Genomic DNA, 18,733 nt, shown 5'->3' with positions numbered 1-18,733 from the left:
GATCAGAGGGCTCGGGGCCGGGGTCGAGTCGTCCGTTGTGTGACACATGGCACGAGCTGTGCCGAGTGTGGCGTGCGACGCAGAGCGGGCCCGGCGTTCCGAAGTGTGGACGCCGACTGTCATGACGTACGACACATTTCAGCCATGGATCAGGTGAAAAAGCGTGCCGTAGCCAGGGGTGGGGCCGAAATCCGGCCTCGCCCCGTGACAGTACGGTGACAAGGAGTTTGCCCGACCCCCCTGTGGCCACGTGAAATGTGCTCGTAGACTCAACCGTCGCTGTCGCCAGACGGCGCGAAAACACGTACCTGAGGAAAAGAGACTTCACGGTGAGCCCCGCTGACAGTGCCGAAGCTCCGATCTACGCCGACCTGGTGGAAGAGAGGGGAGACGTTGCGGCCGCGGCGCGCCAAGCCGCCGAGGAGACGCTGCGTGAGGCCGACCGCCTCCTCGACTTCAGCACCCTTTCGGTGAGCGCCGCCTAGGTCCCGCTCCGGGGTTCATCCCCGGTGGCGTTCCGTGGGCTGGAATCGTCCGGTCAGCGACTGGAACTGTCCGGTCCGCGCTCCGTCCCATCCGGTTTGCGGGCCAGGAGATAGGCCTGCGGAACCCCCTCTCCTTCTTCGGGCTCGCGCACCATCCGCGTGCGCGGTTCGAACCCGGCCCGGCGCAGCAGCGCCGTGATCCCGTCCGGGTCGCGGCGCTCGAAGTGCAGGGAGACGGAGTGGCCCCACGGCTGGTCCACATGGAGCGCTTCCCTTCCCGCCTGGAACGCGAGCACCAACTGCCCGCCCGGCGCGAGCACCCGGTGGAACTCGGCGAACGCGTCCGGGAGCCGCTCCTCGGGCATGTGGATGATCGAGTACCAGGCGGCGAGCCCGCCCAGCGCGCCGTCCGCCAGGTCCAGGTCGAACATCGACCCCTCGGCGAAGCGCAGCCCCGGATGCCGCTCGCGGGCCAGCGCGACCATGCGCGGCGACAGGTCGATCCCCGACACGTCGAGGCCGAGTCCGGCCAGGTGCCCGGTCAGCCGTCCGGGGCCGCACCCCACATCGGCCACCGGGCCGCCGCCCGCGTCCCGCACCAGCTCGGCGAAGAGGGCAAGGACGGCACGGTCCTGCGGATTCGCGGCGAGCGCGTCGCCGAAACGGGTGGCGTAATCGGCGGAGAGCGCGTCGTAGAAGACCCGCGTCGTGGTCAGGAAGTCAGCTTCGGTCACGCTCTTGGACCTTAGTCGGCGGGTCTGACAATGCGTCCGGCGAAAGGCCCCGAGCTGTGGACAACCGGACGCCAACAGGCGCTCGCCGCCCCGCAGTTCAGCTGAGCGGCACGCTCGCGATGATGCGCTTGCCGCCCGCCCGCTGTTCCAGGGTCAGGTCGCGGCAGAGCGCGTGCACGATCTCCAGGCCGTGCCGTGACGGTCGCAGGGCGTCGGGCGCGGCCATGACCGGCAGCGCCGGTTCCGTGTCCCACACGCTGATGTCCAGGGCGTCACCGGTGAGTTCGAGTTCGAGGACGCAGGGCCCGGCGGCGTGCTTCACCACATTGGTGACCAGTTCGGTGACCACGAGCAGCGCGGCGCCCAGCGCCTCGGCCGGCACGGTGAACGCGGCGCTCGCGCGGATCCGGGCGATGAACTCCGACACCAGGTGCCTGGCGTGCGCGGCGCTGTCCGTGCGCCCCTCGAAGGCCGCACCCGCGTAGGTGCTGCAGCCGGTAGCCATCGTTCGCGGCCCTCTCCTGTGGTGCTGTGGTGGAACTCAGTGGTGTGCCCGCCTGGCCGGCTGCGCCGACCGGTGCGGGCTTCTCACCTGGAACGCGGATACCCGCCGAGCGACTCCGCATGCGTACACCGGTGACATGGATCCGCGTGGGGTACGCCACTACCGACCCGCACCACGCGCGCGTGGCCGCGGATTCCGCACGTACCTGCGCTTACCCGCGCCCGCGCGCGTACGTATTCGCACACAGTGCCTGGGCGTCGCTGTGGTGCGTGGTAACTGCGGAACGGTCGATACCGCATGGGGCGCGACGGAGTTGGAGCTTTCGCCGTTTCCGTTGCAGTGACGATTCTGCACGGGATGGTGGTTCGGGCCGGCCCCATGGGTGCGGCGGCTGTGTGCGGGAGTGATCGGGGGAGTCGGAGCTGTGCACAAGCACCAGCGTGGGGCCGGGCGGCGCCGTGGCGAAGGACGGGCGCGGGCCCCCGTGGCACTGGTCGGCCGGGAAGCCGAGGTGGACCGGATCCGCGAACTGCTCGCCCGCGGCCGCCTGGTGAGCGTCGTCGGCGCCGCGGGCCGGGGCAAGAGCAGGGTCGCGGAGGCGGTCGCCGCCGGAGCGCGCCGCGCCCTGCCCGCCGGGGCGGCGCCCGACCGGGTGCTGTGGGTGTCCTGCTGGGAGGAGGGGGCGCGCGGCGCCGCGCACGCGGTGGCCCGTGCGCTCGGCGGCGGCCCCGCGGGCGTACGAGAAGTGGTGGACCGGCTCCGTACCCGGCGCCTGCTGCTCGTCCTCGACGACATCGACCCGGTGCACGGCGAGTGCATCCAGCTGGTGCAGACCCTGCTACAGGACGCGCCGGGCGTACGCGTCCTCGTCACCGGGCGGCAGCCGCTCGGGCTCGGCGAGGAGCAGGTCGCACGGCTCGGCGCGCTGCCGGTGACCTGGCCGGACGGCGCCGACGGGCCGGCCGTGGAGCTGTTCCTGCGGCAGGCCCGCGCGGTGCGGCGCGGCTACACCGTCGACGCCGCGGGCCGCGCGCTCGTACGCGAGATCTGTACGCGGCTCGAAGGGCTGCCCCTCGCGCTCGTCCTCGCGGCCGCGCAGGTGCCGCGCTTCCCGCTGCCGCGCCTCGCCACGCTCCTCGACGCGGGCCAGTGCTGGCTGCGCGACGAGGGGAGAGCGGTGCGCCGGCAGCGGTCGTTGCGGGCGGCGATGGCGGCGCAGTACGCGCTGTGCGACCGCTCGGTCCGGGTCGTCTGGGCCCGGCTCGCCACGGTCGCCGGGGACTTCTCCCTGGACGCCGCCGTATTCCTCTGCCAGGGCGGCGGGGTCGCCCCGCAGGACGTCCCGGCCTGCCTCGCCCGGCTCGCCGCCGCCTCGGTGCTCGAACCCGTACGGGAAGCGGGCGGGGTACTGCCGCCGCGCTACCGGATGGCCGCCGTCGCCCGTGACTTCGGCGCCGAACGGCTGCACGCCGCGGGCGAGACCGACGAGGCCGCCGACCGGCACCTGCTCTGGTACAGCCGCGTCGCGACCAGCGCGCACGACCTGTGGCGGTCCGGACAGCACACCCGCGCCTCGCTCCTCATACGCGACGAGTCGGACAACCTGCGGGCGGCCCTGGAACGGCCGCCACGCGACGAGATCCAGGCCGACCTCGCCCTCGGCATGGCTCTCGACCTGTGGTTCTGGTGGGCGGTGTGCGGGCACGCCGCCCACGGTCGTGAGGTCGTCGAACGGCTCCTTCCGCTGGCCGACCCGACCGGGCCGCTGTACGGGCGCGCGCTGTGCCTCGCGGGCTGGCTGGCCGCGAGCACCGGCGCGGACGACGCCCCCGACCTGCTGTGCCGGGCCTGGTCGGCGGCGGTCCTGGTCGGCGACGCCACCACCGCGGGCCATGTCGCCCACGTCCAGGGCACGATGGCGCTCAGCCATGGCCAACTGGAGCGCGCCGTAGGCCTGTTGAGGGACGCCGCGCAACTCGTGCCCGCCGATCCGGCACACGGCCCGCCCGCCGCTCTGAGCCGAATGCTGCTCGGCGTCACACACGCCCTGCGCGGCGACCTGCCCGAGGCCCTGCGCGCCGTCCGCGGCGCGCTGCGCGAACCGTCCGCGCAGCGCGACCTGTTGATCCGCTGCCTCGGCCAGTACGCGCTGGCCCTCGTCGACCACCTCAAGGGGCGCCGCAGCCGTGCCTGGCGGCGAGCCCAACGGGCCCTGGCGCACGCCGTGTCGCTCGGCTGCCCGGCGGCGGTGTTCGCCATCGAGCATCTCCTCAACGACATCGAACACGGCCCCAGCGGCCGCCCGATGCGCCCGCCGGGTCTCGCGTGCGAGGTCGCGGCGGCGTGGTGACGTTCCGGCGCCGCGACAGTCCGGCCCCTGCAGGGGTTACGCGGCTTCGGCGCTGACTCGGCCGGTGCGTACGGCGTCGGTGAGGGCCTCATGATCGCGTTCGTTCTGGTCGGCGTAGCGTTCGGCGAAGACGGTGAGCGCGCGGTCGAAGGCATCGCCCCTGCCGAGGTAGGCGGCGATGGCGATGCGGTCCCCGGAACGGGCGTGAGCACGGGCGAGGGTGGCACCGCAGAGTTCACCGAAGGCGCGCATGTCCGTGGGGACCATGAGCTGGGGTTCGGCGATGCCCTTCCAGTCCCGCAACTGGCGGATGTAGAAGTCGCGTTGGCGTCCGTCGATGCCGATGACGCGTTCCCAGCCGAGGAAGATGTCGCTGGCGGCCTGCATGAGGCGCTGCCCGGCGACGACCCGTTCGCCCTGGTTGTCGAAGGCGCTCGTCCCGGCGTACGGGGCCAGCACCGACAGATCCGCTTCCTTGGCCTGGAGCAGCAGCGGATCCTCGTCGTCCCTGCCGAGCAGCAGGACGACCCAGCAGCGGGTGCCGACGCTGCCGACCCCGACAACCTTGCGGGCCATGTCGACGACCCGGTACTGCCGCAGCAGATGGCGGCGGTCGGACTGCAGGCTGAGGCTGTACCGCTCGATCAGTTCGCGCAGCTGTTCCTCCAGCGCATCGCGCTCGGTGCCCGGCAGCAGGTCCTGCAACGGCACGATCAGGGGCGGGTCGGAGGTGATCCTTCGCCGGCCGTCGGCCACCTGCGTGAGCTTTTCAAATGCCCGGAGGCTGTCGCGGCCGCGGGCCTTGGACATGGCCCGCCGGGTACGCTCGCGGCCCCGCGCTCCCAACTTCCGGTCCGCCAGCGCCTGCAGCACCTCCATGTCGGCCTGGGTGTACCAGACCGCGAGGTTGCCCAGGCCGGCGAAGTGGCGCATCCGCTCGCGGTAGGACCGCACGGTGGTCCGTACGACGGAGGCCCGTTCGGCATCTGTGTAGCCGTTCTCGCGTCCGGCTATGGCCAGGCTGGCGGCCAGCCTCTTGACGTCCCACTCCCAGGGGCCGGGCAGGGTCTCGTCGAAGTCGTTGATGTCGAACACCAGATGCCGCTCGGGCGAGCCGAGCAGCCGGAAGTTCAGCAGATGCGCGTCCCCGCACAGCTGCGTGGTGATTCCCGAGCGGGGAGTGTCGGCCAGGTCGCCGGCCATGATGGCGGCGGCACCGCGGTAGAAGCGGAACGGGGACTCCAGCATCCGTCCGTACCGGATGGGCACGAGTTCGCGCAGCCGGGCGGCCGACTGCGCCTCGATGGTCTCCACCGGGTCCGGCCGCTTCGCCGCGGGCTGGTACTCCGCGTGGGCGGAGCGCGGCGCGTCCGCCCGAGCGGCCCGGCCCCGCGCCGCTCGTTCCTCCGGAAGCCTCCCGCTGACCTGGTCAGCCATGACGCCACCTCCTGGACGGAGCGGCCCTGTGGAGCAGTTGCCCCTGTCCCGGACCTGGTTCCCCGACCCTCTCCCACCGTTCCACACTGCCCACGAGCAGGCATCTCGGCCATAGGCGTCACTGGACGCTCGCGAAGCGGCGCCTCCTTCGGTCGCAAGCCGCGTACGGGAAGAGGACGCTGGAGGAAGGGGGAAACGTGATGGAGAGACATCTCATGACTCGAACCAACACACACCACAAAGACCAAAAGCCCCACACGCCATTCCTTTCCCGCCCCGCTGTCCGCCGCCTCACACCGTTCGTTCTGATCACTGCGGTCGCTCTGGTCTTCATCTTCGAGAACACCGCGAGTACCGAGATTCGCCTTCTCGTCCCACAGGTGACCATGCCGCTCTGGGGCGCCCTTCTCATCGCCTGGGGCCTCGGCATGCTCGCCTGCGCCTTCGCCGCGCGTCGGCGCCGGGACCGACATGCCAAACGACCGGGTGTGTGATTCCTGCGGCTCCTGCCTCCCCGCACCACGTCGACATGGCCCTGGCCTGCACAGATGGCCTGCGAGCTACCCATCGAGAGCTACCGGTCAGGCGCCCGAGGTGCGCGGCGCACCCGACAGGAAGAGATTGGAAGTAGCCCGACCGGCCGAACGTGAATGCGCGATCGTCCGGGCCGAGACCGACACAAAGGAGCCGATCATGGCCAGTCATGTGAGCGGAACCCACCCAGGTGCGGCGGTGCGGAGTTCGGAAAGAACCGGAATCGGCAGCGGCTGGGTGGTCTTCGCGGGCGTCATGATGATTTTCGGTGGCCTGATGACGCTCTTCGCGGGCATCGCCGCCATCGCCAACGACGAGGTGTTCGCCGCCACCCGCAACTACGTGTTCGAGTTCGATCTCACCGGATGGGGCTGGGTCCATCTGGTCATGGGCGTGGTCATCACTCTCGCCGGTGCCGCCCTGTTCCAGGGAGCCACCTGGGCGAGGGTCGTCGGAGTGGGGCTGGCCGGCCTGGCCATGCTCGCGAACTTCCTCTGGCTCCCCTACGCGCCGTTCTGGGCCATCGTCCTGATCGCGATCAACGCCTTCGTGATCTGGGCACTGTGCACCGCTCCCAGTCCGGAGCGCTGACGCAAGGAATGCTCGGGGGTCCTGCGGCCATCACTCCGTCGAGCGGGGCGGGTTCTCCGGGGGGAGGACCCGTGGAGCGCTCCGAAGCTGCGGGCCGTGAGCCCGTGCGCAAGACGTTGCAGCACCCCCAAGAAGGGGCCGTCCGTCGTGGCCTGTCGTGTCGGTGTCGTACACCGGCATGGAAGGGTCCGATGATGACTGATCGAACCGTTCAATCCCGGCGGTGAGCACCGGACGAACGTGTGGCCCGGCGTCTCTCCTGACCACCACCCCCGCGCGGACGACTGGTACGGCATGACACCCGTCAGCACGTACACCCCGAACGGGTAGGGCCTGCACCACATGTGCGGCAATGTCTGCGCCCCCGACGGCACGGGCGATCAGGGGTTCCGCTGTGCCCGCGACGACAGACAGGGGAGGGCGCAGTGAGTGACAGTGCGTGGATCGGGGCGGCCGTGGCCGCCGTCACGGCGGGGTACGCGCTGTTCTCCCGGAGGCTGGCCACGACCGTCGTGTCGGCACCGATGGTGTTCACCGGCTTCGGGCTGGCCATCGGCCCGATCGGGCTCGGGCTTCTCGATCGGGGGCACGAGGTGGGGCCGGTGCTCACCTTGGTCGAAGCCGCCCTGACGCTCGTCCTGATGACCGACGCCATGTCCGTACGCGGACGTGATCTGCGCCTCGGCGGGTTCCTTCCCGGGCGGCTGCTGGGTATCGGGCTGCCGCTCACCATCGGGGCCGGTTGGCTCCTGGCCTGGCCCCTGCTGCCGGGACTGACCCTGTGGGAGCTGGCGCTGGTCGGGACGATCCTGGCCCCGACCGACGCCGCTCTGGGCAAGACCGCCGTCTCCAACCCGCGTGTCCCCTCGCTCGTACGCGGCGGCCTCAATGTCGAGAGCGGCCTCAACGACGGGATGGCGCTGCCCTTCTTCGTGCTCTTCCTCGCGGCTCTGCCCGGAACCATGGCCTCGGAGGAGGGAGTCGCCGGGGTCTTCTGGCGCGCGCTCGTGCTCAGCGCCGCGCTGGGTCTGGCCGTCGGCGGGATCGGCGGGTGGTTGTTGCGCTGGTCTCGTGGAAGGGGCTGGGTCAGCCGTGACTGGGGGCAGGTGTTCGTCCTGGCCGTGGCAGCGGGCTCGTACACGCTGGCGGTCGTCGTCGACGGGAGCGGGTTCATCGCGGCCTGGGTGGCCGGCTTCGCCTTCGGCGGCGCCCTGCGGCGGGGCGAGACAGCGGACGCGCCACCCGTCGACGAGGACACGGCCGGCCTTTCGGAGCGCCTGGCGGAACTGCTCGCGTGCGTGAGCTTCCTGGTCTTCGGTGCCGTCCTGCTCGGTCCGGCGCTGGAGCACCTGGACTGGCGGGTCATCCTGTACGCCGTGCTGAGCCTCACCGTGGTCCGGATGCTGCCCGTCGCCCTCTCCCTGGCCGGGAGCCGCCTGGCCCTTCCCACGGTCGGCTACATCGGGTGGTTCGGGCCGCGCGGACTCGCCTCCATCGTCTTCGGGCTTCTCGTGGTGGAGGAACACGTCCCCGGAGTCCAGCTCCTCGGCCAGGTGATCGCGGTCACCGTCGCGCTGAGCATCCTGCTGCACGGCATGTCTGCCGTCGTTCTCGCGACGAAGTACGGCGATTGGCACAAGAAGGCCGCTGCCCGGCGCCCGGATCTGCGCGAGGGGAAGCCCGACGAGGAAGTCGGCAGCTCCTCGGCCACGCGGTAGGGCACGGACGAGGTACGGAGGATTCATCGGGCGCGGCATCAGTACGACGCAACGGTGGGCGGCCCGGTCGGCCGCACGCTGACGCCTCGGGCCGGCCGGGGGAGCGGGCGGGGTCCGCGTCTCTCACGTTGCGCGCCGCCTCGTCCGTCGGGTCACGCGCCCGACGCGTACTTCCAGAACTCCCGGGTGAGGGTGGGGAATTCGGTCGCTCCGGTCAGCTCGCGCTGGGTGAGGAGGACCGTGACCGTGCCGGTGGACGGGGTGATGTGGGCCGCCGTGCCGGTGCCGCCCACCCAGCCGTAACGGCCGGGCGCGTTCCAGGAGTTGACCGGCGCCACGTCGACCGAGCCGCCGAAGCCCCATCCCTGGCCGTCGAGGAACGGGGTCGCCGCCGCGCGCTGCAGAGCCGTGAGGTGGTCGGTGGTCATCAGGCGGACCAGATCGGCGGGGAGCAGCCGGTGGCCCTCGAAGACACCCGCGCCGAGCAGCATGCGGGCGAAGGCCGCGCAGTCGTCGACGGTCGACACGAGGCCACCCGCGCCGGACGGGAACGCGGGCGGCGCGGACCACTGCCCGTCCGGACCGTCGACAAGCTCGAGGTCGCCTCCGGGGCCGGGCCGGAAGAGGTCCGTGAACCGGTCCCTTTTCGCGGCCGGTACGTGGAACGCGGTGTCGGCCATGCCGAGCGGCCCGAACAGCCGCTCCGCGAGGAACTCGGGCAGCGTACGGCCCGAGGCGCGGGCGACCAGGACGCCCTGGAGGTCCGAGCAGGTGTTGTACAGCCAGGCCTCACCGGGCTGGTGAAGCAGCGGGATCCGGGCAAGCGCCGCCGTCCACGCGTCCGGCGCGGGCACGAGCTGCGGCTGCGGCGGTCCCTGCCGCAACTCACCGACCAGGGCGCCCACCGCGGGCAGCGTGAAGTCCGGCCCGAATCCGTACCCCGCGCGGGAGGTCAGCAGGTCGTGCACCGTGATCCCGCGGTGGGCCGGCACCACGTCGTCGAGCGCGGACTGCGGCGTACGCACGACCATCGGCTCGGCCAGCTCCGGCAGCCACTTGTCGACCGGGGCGTCCAAGGCCACGGTGCCGTCCGCGACCAGCGTGAGGACCGCCGCGGCCACCACCGGCTTGGTGAGCGAGGCGATCCGGAAGATCGAGTCCCGCGCCATCGGCCTGCGCCCCGCCAGGTCGGCCGAGCCCGCCACGGCCACCTCCGCCCGGCCGTCGCGGGCGATCAGGGCGACCGCTCCGGGCACGGCACCCTCGGCGACCCGCGCCGCGACCAGCCCCTGTAGGTCCTGTCGACCGGTCATCACTTCTCGCTCCCTCGCGGTACGGGCCACGGCACCGTCGCCGCGGCGTGGGCGTGGAACCGGCGGACACGCGGCGGCCGTTCACCGCCGCGCCTCGTCCGCCTCCACGCCATCACAGACTCCCGCCGCACCGCGAACTCATCGCCGCGCCGGGAGCGGATCCTCGGGCGACGCGGGTGCGTCGGGTGGGTCCCGGGCGCCGGGCCCTCGCGGGAGGCCTCGCCGGGGCGGAGACGTAAGCGATTGCGTAAACGTTTACGTCTTGGATTTCCTGAGGTAGGTTCGGCGCGGAAAACGGCGAGAGAGGGGCGGGAGCCGTGGCGACCATGGTGGATGTGGCGCGGCGCGCGGGTGTGTCCGTGGCGACCGTCTCGCACGTGCTGAACGGGACCAGGCCGGTGCGCCCGGCCACGCGGGACGCGGTGCGTGCCGCCATCGACGAACTCGGGTACACGCACAACACGTTGGCCCGTTCCCTGGTGACCGCGCGCACCCAGTCGATAGGGCTCGCGGTGTCCGCGACCAGCAACCCCTACTTCACCGACATCCTCCAGGGCGTCGAGTCCAGCGCCCTGGAGCACGGCTACAGCCTGCTCATCGCCGACCCGCACGACGACCCGGAGCACGAACTGCGCGCGGTGCGGCTCCTGCACGAGCGCCGCGTCGACGGACTCGTCGTCGCCCCCTCCGCGCACCCCGAGGCCCTGCTCGACCAGGTGCGGCGCGCGGGGATCCCCACGGTCTTCCTCGACCGGCTCGTCGACGGCCCCTACGACCAGGTGTGCGCGGAGAACGAGGAGCCGGTCGCGGACCTCGTCACCCACCTCGCCGCGGCGGGGCACACCCGGATCGCCCTCGTCGCGGGCGCGCACGGCCTGTCCACCACCACGGAACGCGTCGCCGGTTTCCGTACCGGCCTCGAACGCGCCGGGCTGCCGTACGAACCGGCGCTCGTCGTCGGCGGCGACTCGCGGGCCGAGGGCGCGGAACGGGCCACCGCCGGACTGCTCGCGCTCGACGCGCCGCCCACCGCCCTCGTCACCGCCAACAACGCCATGACCATGGGCGCCCTGCGGGCCCTGCGCTCGGCCGGGCTCCGGGTGCCGGACGACATGGCGCTCGCCGGGTTCGACGGCTTCGCCTGGGCGGACCTGTTCGAGCCCCGGCTCACCGTCGCCGAACAGCCCAGCCGTGACATCGGCGCCACCGCGCTGCGCCTGCTCGTCGACCGCCTGGCCGAGCCGGACCGGGCGCCGCGCACGGTCCGGCTGCCCTGCACGTTCGTGCACCGCGACTCCTGCGGCTGCCCGCCGCCCGCCTGACGCGGCCCGCACATGACACGGTCCGCACACGACACGGTCCGCCCTGGACCCGACCCGAAATCCGCCCCTAGAAAGGCAAGACCCATGATCGTCGTCGCCGGCGAAGCCCTCATCGACCTCGTGCCCGCGGGGCCCGCCGCCGAGGACGAGCTGCCCGCGCTGCTCCCGAAGCGCGGCGGCGGCCCGTACAACACGGCCGTCGCGCTCGGCCGCCTCGGCTCCCCGACGGCCTTCTGCTCGCGGCTCTCCACCGACCACTTCGGTACGGCGCTGCTCGGCGGACTCACCGCCGACGGCATCGACACCTCGCTCGTGCAGCGCGGCGACGAGCCGACCACCCTCGCCGTCGCGCATATCGCGGCCGACGGCTCGGCCTCGTACAGCTTCCATGTCGAGGGCGCCGCCGACCGCCTCTTCGAGGTGCCGGACGCGCTGCCCGAGTCGACTCGCGCGATCTCCTTCGGTACGTGTTCCCTCGTCCTCGAACCGGGGGCGAGCGCCTACGAGGAGTTGCTGCGCCGCGAGTCGGGGCGCGGCACGTTCACGGCGCTCGACCCGAACATCAGGGCCGGTCTGATCGCCGACCCGGACGCGTACCGTGCCCGGTTCCGCGCCTGGCTCCCGTACGTGTCGCTGCTTAAGCTCTCCGAGGAGGACGCGGTCTGGCTGGCCGGGAGCGACGACCTGCTCGGCGCGGCCGAGGAGTGGCTCGCGCTCGGCCCGGCCGCCGTGGTCCTCACACGCGGCGGCGACGGGCTCACCGCGCTGACCCGCGAGGGCGACCGGATCTCGGTACCCGGCGAGCGGGTGGACGTCGTGGACACCATCGGCGCGGGCGACACGGTCAACGCCGCGCTCCTGCACCGCCTCGACAGCCACGGCGCGCTCACCCCGGCCCGCACCCCGCTGGACGCGGACCAGTGGCGCGACGTGCTGCGGTACGCGGCGCGCGCGGCGGCGGTCACCTGCTCGCGCGCCGGGGCGGAGCCGCCGTACCGGGCCGAGCTCGGATAGCTGCTCAACCTGCTGCTCAACCCGCTGCTCAGCCGAGTGCGCGGAGGTACGCGTCCAGCTCGGCCGCCCCGCTGAGCAGTGCACGTCCACGGGCGGAGAGGCGGCCGTGCCAGTCGCGCAGCGCGGCCTCCAAGGGGTGCAGGCCGCCGGCCGCGCGTACCTGGGCGATCAGCGGGGTGATCTGCTCCAACAGGTAGCCGCCGCGCCGGAGTTGATGGGCGAGGCGGACATCGCGTACGTCGGCCTCGTCGTAGACCCGGTACCCGGTCCGCGGGTCGCGGCGCGGGCGCACCAGTCCTGCCTGCTCCCACTTGCGCAGCGTCGCGGGCCGGATGCCGAGGTGGCGGGCGAGCGGCCCGATGAACATGTCGCCGCCCCCGGAGGCCGTGGCCGGAGCGGACGCGGCGTCGGGGTCCAGGTCGCGCAGGGCGTCCTCCACCGCTCGCAACGTCCGCCGGTCGTCGAGGAGTTGGGCGTGGCTCTCGTCGACGAGGCGGAACGCCTCCTCGTCCGCGCGCTCGTTCACGGCTCGCATGACCGCCGTCGCCGTCCGGTGGCCGTGGCCCGGCAGCAGGGCGAGGAACGTGCGCAGCGCGACCGCGTGCAGCGGGGTGTACGTGCGGTAGCCGTGCGGGGTGCGAGTGGCGGGCGGGAGGATGCCGGCCTCCTCGTAGTTCCGGACCGCCTGCGTGGACAGGCCGTGCGCACGGGCCAGGTCGACCGGTCGGAGTCGCTCGGAGCGGTCAAGGTTCTCGGTGCTACCCGTGCTACCGGCCCTTTGAAGGTTTCTCCCCATGAGGCCCACATTAACGGGCGCCTTCTCCGCGAAAGTCTCCACCGAAGGTTCAGCGATAGCGTTGAAGGCATGGCAACCGACATCAAAGACGCCGCTCAAGCCCTGGACGCCGCCGCCCTGTTGAGCCTGCTGCCGGACCGGCCCCGGCTGCTCGCCCTGGGGGAGCCCACGCACCGCGAGGACGCGCTGCTCGAACTGCGCAACGAGCTGTTCCGGCAGCTGGTCGAGGAGGCGGGCTACCGGACGATCGCGGTCGAGAGTGACTGTGTGCGGGGCCTGGCGGTGGACGACTACGTCACCTCCGGCACGGGCACGCTCGACGAGGTCGTGGAGCGGGGCTTCAGCCACGACTGGGGCGACCTCGCGGCCAACCGCGAGCTGGTGCGCTGGATGCGCGCCCACAACATCCGCTGCGACGACGAGGGCAGGCCCGACTCCGAGCGGGTCCGCTTCGCCGGGTTCGACGGCCCGCTGGAGATCAGCCACGCCGAGAGCCCCCGGCAGTCCCTCACCGCACTCCACCACCACCTCGCCACCCACGGGGACGCCGGCCTGCTCCCCTGCACCGCGGCGACGCTCGACCGGCTGCTCGGCGCCGACGAGCGGTGGACCGAGCCGGCCGCGATGCGGGACCCCTCCCGGTCGGTGGGCCGGTCCGCCGAGGCGCGCGAACTGCGGCTGCTCGCCGACGAGTTGACGGCCCTGCTCGACGCGCAGACCCCGGGCCTGATCGCGGCGGCCTCGCGGGAGGAGTGGGAGCGCGCGCGGCTGCACGCGCGTACCGCGACCGGTCTGCTCCGCTACCACCACGCGATGGCCGACAGCTCAACGACCCGTATGACCCGGCTGCTCGGCGTACGGGACCACATGATGGCGCGGAACCTGCTCGCCCTCGCCGCGCGCGGCCCCGCCTTCGTGTACGCCCACAACTCCCATCTCCAGCGGGAGAGGAGCACGATGCGGATGTGGGACCACCCGCTCCTGGAGTGGTGGAGCGCCGGGGCGCTGGTCAGCGCGGAGCTGGGTGCGGAGTACGCCTTCGTGCCCATGGCGCTCGGCACCGTCCGGCACGACCAGGGTGTGGACATTCCGCCGCCGGACACCGTCGAAGGGCTCCTGTACGCGCTGCCGGAGGACCGTTCCCTCGTCGACGCCCGGCTTCTCGCCGCGGGGCTCGGTGAACCGTTGCCCGCGTCCCGCGTCTCCCCGTGGTTCGGCTACGCGCCGCTCGACCCGGCCCACTTGGCGGCGAGCGACGGCCTCGTGTTCGTCAAGGACGTCGTACGCGGCTGAGCCGGTTCAGTCCGCCTCGCTCGGATCGACCTTGACCACCGTGCCGTGGAAATCGGTGCTCAGGTAGCCGGTGCCGTAGTCGTCCGAGAGGTAGAAGCTCAGGACGGGTTCGGGTGATGTGGTGGACGGTGACCACGTTCGGGTGGGTGACGCGGGCGAGGGCGCAGGCCTCGCGCAGCACGCGTGCGCGCCGGGTGCGGTCGCCCTCGGGGTCGGCCTCGGCGAGGGCGGGGTCCGGCGGGCGCACCTCCTTGAGGGCGACCTCGCGGTCGAGGGCCAGGTCGCGGGCGCGCCAGACCAGGCCCATGCCACCGCCGCCGAGCCGTTCGACCAGCTCGAAGCGGTCGTCGATCACCCGGTTCACGGCTGTCCCCCAACCCCTCCGTGTGCCACCGCTGGTCGGGCGGCGTCAGGGCGAGCAGAATATCGGCCGGTTCCCGCCGGTCCTGGCGGACCCCTCAGTGGGCGCTCTGCACGTCTCAGTGGGCCCCCTGCACGCCCTGGGCGCCGCGTTCGTCCGGCAGCGTGGTGCGGTGCGGGGGCGAGCCGAACAGCAGCGTGGCCAGGCCGATGCCGAGGAGGCCGCCGGCGAGCTGGGCGCCGACGAAGCCGGGCAGCGAGGCCGGGGAGATCCCGGTGAAGGAGTCCGTGAACGCGCGGCCGACGGTCGCGGCCGGGTTGGCGAAGGAGCCCGACGAGGTGAACCAGATGGCCGCCCCGATGTACGCCGCCACCGCGACCGGGGTGAGTTGGGGGCGGCCGATGCGGGTCAGCCCGTAGATCAGCAGCACCAGACCCGCGGTGGCGACGACCTCACCGAGCAGCAGCCGGTCACCGATGCGCGCCTGCGTGGACCAGGCGATGGTGGCCCGGCCGAACATCGCCTCGGCGAGCAGCGCCCCGCCGACCGCGCCCGCGGCCTGGGCGGTGACGTAGGCGGCCGCGTCCCCGGCGCTCGGCCCGGAACCGTCGTGCCGGCCCGCCCACCACGCGGCGAGCGTGACCACCGGGTTGAGGTAGCCGCCGGAGAGCGGTCCGAACAGGACGATGAGCAGGCCGAGTCCGATGGCGGAGGCGAGGGAGTTGGCGAGGAGTTGCACGCCGATGTCGGCGCTGAGCGCGGCGGCCTGGATGCCGGAGCCGACGACGATGGCGACGAGGGACGCGGTGCCGATGAGCTCGGCGGCCGCTCTGCGGGCCAGCGGTGCGGCGCCGCGGGGCAGCGGGGCAGGGCTGTGCAAGGCCTCTCCTTCCAAGGGTGCGCGGAATGCCGTCGGTGCACGGGATGGTCACCTGCTGCGCGATATAGCGGAAAATATATTCCGCAGTTCGGAATTGCGCTAGCGGGTCGGGAGAAGTTGCTTCGCGGGCCCGGAGGTTCGGCCCCCTCGTGGCCCCGCCCGGTGCCCCCCGGTGGCCTCGCGGATCGGCGGCGTCCGCTCAGGGGCGGCCGTCGAGCGGGCACCGGGTGAGCAGCTCCGTCGCGTCGCTGCCCGCGGGCCGCCGTACCGTCCCGCTCTCCGGCGGCCGCACACCCGCGCCGAGCCACCGCTCCAGGGCGGTGAACGCCGAGCGGTGGCAGGGGACCAGGGGCCGCAGCCGGTCGGGGTGGCTGTCCACGAGGGCGTCGGTGTGGGTGCCGTCCTCGATCCGGTACGTACGGTGCAGGGCGCCGCGGCCCGCCGAGCGCACCAGGCGCGCGTACGCGTCGGCGCTCCGGCTGATCGGCAGCAGCACGTCGAGGGTGCCGTGCACGGTGAGCAGCGGTTTGCCGAGCCGTCCGGTCAGGGCGACCCGGCCGACGGCCCGGCGCACCTCGTCCGGCCGCGCCGCGTAGTCGTAGTCGGCGTCGCAGTCCGGCGTGCCGGAGGCGCAGTACGGCGTACCGGCCTCCGTGGCGCCGTCGAAGTCCGGGTCGAACTCCTCGCGGTAGACGCGCTGCGTGAGGTCCCAGTAGATGCGGTGGTGGTACGGCCACAGGAACTCCGAGCCCTTCGGGAACCCCGCGGCGTACAGCGCGGCGCGGGCCGTTGCCGCGTCCGGGCCGCCCGCCGCGACGGCCGGGTAGTGGCGCAGGGCGGCGGGCAGGAACGTGAACAGGTTCGGCCCCCGCTCCCGCCACAGCGTGCCCTCCCAGTCCACACCGCCGTCGTACAGCTCGGGGTGGTTCTCCAGCTGCCAGCGCACCAGATAGCCGCCGTTGGACATGCCCGTCACCAGGGTGCGCGCGGGCGGCCGGTCGTAGCGCTGGGCGACCACCGTGCGGGCGGCGCGGGTGAGTTGGGTGAGGCGGGTGTTCCACTCGGCCACCGCGTCGCCGGGGCGGCGGCCGTCGCGGTGGAAGGCGGCGCCCGTGTTGCCCTTGTCGGTGCTCGCGAAGGCGTAGCCGCGCGCCAGGACCCAGTCGGCGATGGCCCGGTCGTTGGCGTACTGCTCGCGGTTGCCGGGCGTGCCCGCGACGACCAGGCCGCCGTTCCAGCGGTCCGGCAGCCGCAGCACGAACTGCGAGTCGTGGTGCAGGCCGTGGTTGGTGTTGCCGGTCGAGGAGTCCGGGAAGTGGCCGTCGACCTGGACGCCCGGCACGCCGCGCGGCGTGGGCAGCGCCTCCGGGGTGAGGCCGGCCCAGTCGGCCGGGTCGGTGTGCCCGGACGCCACCGTGCCCGCGGTCGTCAACTCGTCGAGGCAGACGGCCTGTTGACGCTCGGCGCCCGGCACGTCCAGGGCGGGGAGCCGACCGCAGTGGCCCGGCCCGCTCGCCGCCGCGGGTGCGGTGGGGAGCACCAGAGAGGTGACGGCGGCGAGGCACAGGGCGCGGCGTACGAGGGCGGGAACGGGCGGTGACACGGGGGCCTCCAGGCGTCTGCGCGGGACAGCGACGGCTGGAGGCTAGGCGGAGACCACGCCCCCCGATATGGGCGTACGCACCACGACCGCCCGCGTCTCCCCGTGGCCCGGCACCATGCGTACGGGGCCGCTCCCACACGCCGAAGCCCCGTGCCACGTACCGCTGTTGAGGCGATACGCGGCACGGGGCTCGGGGCTCGGGTCACGGGGCACGGGGCTCGGCGCCCGTGCTGGACGGTGGGTGCGGTCAGACGATGCCCTCTGCGATCTCCTCCTGCTCCCGCTCCGAGCCGTACGCAGACGGCGTGCTGTACGAGCGGCGGGCGGCGAACCACCAGGCCGTGGCGAGGATCAGCACCACGGCCAGGGCGATGGACGCGTAGTTCATCGAGTCGGCCGTCACCGGCGCGGTCTGCGGCAGGCAGAACAGCACGGTCACGAAGCCCACCCAGACCACAGCGACCCAGCCGATCGGCTTGCTCCACCGGCCGAGGTTCCACGGGCCCGGCGTGAACCGGTCGCCCGCGCGAAGGCGCAGGAAGATCGGGATGGCGTACGCGGGCGTGATGCCGATGACGTTGATCGCCGTGACCGCGCCGTAGGCGGTCGCCGAGTACAGGGACGGCAGCGCGATGACGGCGGCGAGGCCGACCGAGAGCCACACCGCGGGCACCGGGGTCTGGGTGCGCGGGCTGACCTTGCGCCACAGGGCCGAACCGGGCAGCGCCTTGTCCCGGCTGAACGCGAACACCATCCGGCTGGCGGCGGCCACCTCCGCGTTGCCGCAGAACAGCTGGGCGACGACCACGACGAGCAGCAGCGCCGTCGCCCCGCCGGTGCCGACGGCGTCGATCATGATCTGGGCGGGCGGTACGTCGGCGGCGGCCGTCTTCGCGTAGTCCTGGATGGCGAAGGTCAGCCCCGCGAGCAGCACGAAACCGGCGATCCAGGACGCCCAGATGGCCCGTACGATGCCGCGCGCCGCCGACACCGAGGCGTTGGAGGTCTCCTCCGACAGGTGCGCGGACGCGTCGTAGCCGGAGAACGTGTACTGCGCGAGGAGCAGGCCGATGGCCGCGACGTACAGCGGGTTGGACCAGCCGGTGTCGTTGACGAAGTGCCCGAACACCTCGCTGGGGGTGCGGTGGCTGTCGGGGGCGATGACGAGCACGCCGACGATCAGGGCCACACCGGCCAGGTGCCACCACACGCTGATCGAGTTGAGCAGGCTCACCAGGCGCACGTCGAACAGGTTGAGCACCGCGTGCAGCAGCAGGATGCACAGGAAGATCAGGAACGTGGATCCCGGCGTCGCCCGGAAGCCGAACTGCAGGTCCAGGATCGCGCCCGTGAAGAGTGCCGCGCCGTAGTCGATGCCCGCGATGGCGCCGAGCAGGCCGAGCAGATTCAGCCAGCCCGTGTACCAGCCCCAGCGGCGCCCGCCGAGCCGGTCCGCCATGTAGTACAGCGCGCCCGAGGTCGGATAGGCGCTGGTCACCTCGGCGAGCGCGAGCCCGACACAGAGCACGAACAGGCCGACGCCCAGCCAGCCCCACAGCATCACCGCGGGCCCGCCGGTGCCCAGGCCGAAGCCGTAGAGCGTCATGCAGCCCGACAGGATGGAGATGACGGAGAAGCTGATGGCGAAGTTGCCGAAGCCGCCCATGCGGCGGGCCAGGACGGGCTGGTAGCCGAGCTCTCTGAGTCGTTGCTCCTCGTCCTGGGCCGGGGTGCCGGCCCCCGATGCGGAGTTCGACAAGGTGGAGCGGGACACGCGCGTACCTCCTGTGGGGGACT

General features: G+C 72.7%; 16 protein-coding genes and 1 pseudogene. 8 read left to right on the top strand and 9 right to left on the bottom strand.

All coding sequences use genetic code 11. From position 1 onward, the window contains the following. Positions 1-329: 329 nt before the first annotated feature. Positions 330-485, top strand: a complete 156-nt coding sequence (locus tag GUY60_RS38250; protein ID WP_187370052.1) for a hypothetical protein — start codon at positions 330-332, stop codon at positions 483-485. 53 nt (positions 486-538) lie between these two features. Here GUY60_RS38250 and GUY60_RS17515 read toward each other — a convergent pair whose 3' ends face one another. Beyond that, a complete protein-coding gene (locus tag GUY60_RS17515; RefSeq protein WP_161698835.1) occupies positions 539-1,219 on the bottom strand; it encodes a class I SAM-dependent DNA methyltransferase in 681 nt (226 codons plus the stop codon). A 97-nt stretch (positions 1,220-1,316) separates the two neighbouring features. After that, positions 1,317-1,724 carry an ATP-binding protein gene (locus tag GUY60_RS17510; RefSeq protein ID WP_161698833.1) on the bottom strand — a complete coding sequence of 136 codons (408 nt, stop codon included), beginning with the start codon at positions 1,722-1,724 and terminating at the stop codon, positions 1,317-1,319. Positions 1,725-2,208: 484 nt separating this feature from the next. On the opposite strand from GUY60_RS17510, the gene GUY60_RS17505 reads away from it, so the two are divergent. Then, entirely contained in the window at positions 2,209-4,074 is a 1,866-nt protein-coding gene (locus GUY60_RS17505; RefSeq protein WP_161698831.1) for an ATP-binding protein, read from the top strand. A 36-nt stretch (positions 4,075-4,110) separates the two neighbouring features. Here the strand turns inward: GUY60_RS17505 and GUY60_RS17500 are convergent, their stop codons facing one another. Next, positions 4,111-5,511, bottom strand: a complete 1,401-nt coding sequence (locus GUY60_RS17500; protein ID WP_161698829.1) for a DUF2252 domain-containing protein — start codon at positions 5,509-5,511, stop codon at positions 4,111-4,113. 215 nt (positions 5,512-5,726) lie between these two features. Here GUY60_RS17500 and GUY60_RS17495 point away from each other — a divergent pair, with 215 nt between their 5' ends. The 3 genes from GUY60_RS17495 to GUY60_RS17485 all read left to right on the top strand — a co-directional run bounded on the left by GUY60_RS17495 (position 5,727) and on the right by GUY60_RS17485 (position 8,354). Further along, positions 5,727-6,005 (top strand): LapA family protein, encoded by a 279-nt coding sequence (locus GUY60_RS17495; RefSeq protein ID WP_161698827.1) that lies wholly within the window; start codon positions 5,727-5,729, stop codon positions 6,003-6,005. Positions 6,006-6,204: 199 nt separating this feature from the next. Continuing rightward, positions 6,205-6,636 carry a DUF7144 family membrane protein gene (locus GUY60_RS17490; protein WP_161698825.1) on the top strand — a complete coding sequence of 144 codons (432 nt, stop codon included), beginning with the start codon at positions 6,205-6,207 and terminating at the stop codon, positions 6,634-6,636. 425 nt (positions 6,637-7,061) lie between these two features. Beyond that, the gene (locus tag GUY60_RS17485) at positions 7,062-8,354 is read left to right on the top strand and encodes a cation:proton antiporter (RefSeq protein ID WP_161698823.1); all 1,293 of its coding nucleotides are present in this window, start codon (positions 7,062-7,064) and stop codon (positions 8,352-8,354) included. 152 nt (positions 8,355-8,506) lie between these two features. Here GUY60_RS17485 and GUY60_RS17480 read toward each other — a convergent pair whose 3' ends face one another. Next, positions 8,507-9,667: a serine hydrolase domain-containing protein gene (locus GUY60_RS17480; RefSeq protein ID WP_161698821.1), complete on the bottom strand. Its 1,161-nt coding sequence runs from the start codon at positions 9,665-9,667 to the stop codon at positions 8,507-8,509. Between the two features lie 317 nt (positions 9,668-9,984). Here GUY60_RS17480 and GUY60_RS17475 point away from each other — a divergent pair, with 317 nt between their 5' ends. Next, on the top strand, positions 9,985-10,989 hold the full coding sequence (locus GUY60_RS17475; RefSeq protein WP_161698819.1) for a LacI family DNA-binding transcriptional regulator: 1,005 nt from the start codon (positions 9,985-9,987) through the stop codon (positions 10,987-10,989). Between the two features lie 84 nt (positions 10,990-11,073). Next, a complete protein-coding gene (locus GUY60_RS17470) occupies positions 11,074-12,003 on the top strand; it encodes a carbohydrate kinase family protein (RefSeq protein WP_161698818.1) in 930 nt (309 codons plus the stop codon). A 28-nt stretch (positions 12,004-12,031) separates the two neighbouring features. Here GUY60_RS17470 and GUY60_RS17465 read toward each other — a convergent pair whose 3' ends face one another. Continuing rightward, positions 12,032-12,799 carry a TioE family transcriptional regulator gene (locus GUY60_RS17465; protein WP_161698816.1) on the bottom strand — a complete coding sequence of 256 codons (768 nt, stop codon included), beginning with the start codon at positions 12,797-12,799 and terminating at the stop codon, positions 12,032-12,034. A gap of 69 nt (positions 12,800-12,868) precedes the next feature. Here GUY60_RS17465 and GUY60_RS17460 point away from each other — a divergent pair, with 69 nt between their 5' ends. Then, positions 12,869-14,092, top strand: a complete 1,224-nt coding sequence (locus GUY60_RS17460; protein ID WP_161698814.1) for an erythromycin esterase family protein — start codon at positions 12,869-12,871, stop codon at positions 14,090-14,092. A gap of 115 nt (positions 14,093-14,207) precedes the next feature. Here GUY60_RS17460 and GUY60_RS17455 read toward each other — a convergent pair. From GUY60_RS17455 to GUY60_RS17440, 4 genes and pseudogenes are all read right to left on the bottom strand, one after another. Further along, positions 14,208-14,399, bottom strand: a pseudogene (locus tag GUY60_RS17455) (serine/threonine-protein kinase); the annotation flags it as partial. 172 nt (positions 14,400-14,571) lie between these two features. Further along, positions 14,572-15,333, bottom strand: coding sequence for an aquaporin (locus GUY60_RS17450; RefSeq protein ID WP_246235162.1), 762 nt, complete (start codon positions 15,331-15,333; stop codon positions 14,572-14,574). Between the two features lie 199 nt (positions 15,334-15,532). Next, complete coding sequence (locus GUY60_RS17445) at positions 15,533-16,936, bottom strand: 3-hydroxybutyrate oligomer hydrolase family protein (protein WP_376771253.1); 1,404 nt, start codon at positions 16,934-16,936, stop codon at positions 15,533-15,535. Positions 16,937-17,183: 247 nt separating this feature from the next. Further along, on the bottom strand, positions 17,184-18,710 hold the full coding sequence (locus GUY60_RS17440; protein WP_187370051.1) for an amino acid permease: 1,527 nt from the start codon (positions 18,708-18,710) through the stop codon (positions 17,184-17,186). Positions 18,711-18,733: the final 23 nt, after the last annotated feature.

The organism is Streptomyces boluensis (assembly GCF_009908195.1).
GTDB classification, from domain to species: domain Bacteria; phylum Actinomycetota; class Actinomycetes; order Streptomycetales; family Streptomycetaceae; genus Streptomyces; species Streptomyces boluensis.
This window is presented reverse-complemented; position numbering and strand designations above follow the sequence as displayed.

What these genes read in the sequence shown, in the direction of transcription:
- GUY60_RS17465 (WP_161698816.1), bottom strand. Translation starts at nt 12,799, where the DNA reads ATGGGGAGAAACCTTCAAAGGGCCGGTAGCACGGGTAGCACCGAGAAC.
- GUY60_RS17480 (WP_161698821.1), bottom strand. Translation starts at nt 9,667, where the DNA reads ATGACCGGTCGACAGGACCTACAGGGGCTGGTCGCGGCGCGGGTCGCC.
- GUY60_RS17470 (WP_161698818.1), top strand. Translation starts at nt 11,074, where the DNA reads ATGATCGTCGTCGCCGGCGAAGCCCTCATCGACCTCGTGCCCGCGGGG.
- GUY60_RS17460 (WP_161698814.1), top strand. Translation starts at nt 12,869, where the DNA reads ATGGCAACCGACATCAAAGACGCCGCTCAAGCCCTGGACGCCGCCGCC.
- GUY60_RS17495 (WP_161698827.1), top strand. Translation starts at nt 5,727, where the DNA reads ATGACTCGAACCAACACACACCACAAAGACCAAAAGCCCCACACGCCA.
- GUY60_RS17490 (WP_161698825.1), top strand. Translation starts at nt 6,205, where the DNA reads ATGGCCAGTCATGTGAGCGGAACCCACCCAGGTGCGGCGGTGCGGAGT.
- GUY60_RS17510 (WP_161698833.1), bottom strand. Translation starts at nt 1,724, where the DNA reads ATGGCTACCGGCTGCAGCACCTACGCGGGTGCGGCCTTCGAGGGGCGC.
- GUY60_RS17500 (WP_161698829.1), bottom strand. Translation starts at nt 5,511, where the DNA reads ATGGCTGACCAGGTCAGCGGGAGGCTTCCGGAGGAACGAGCGGCGCGG.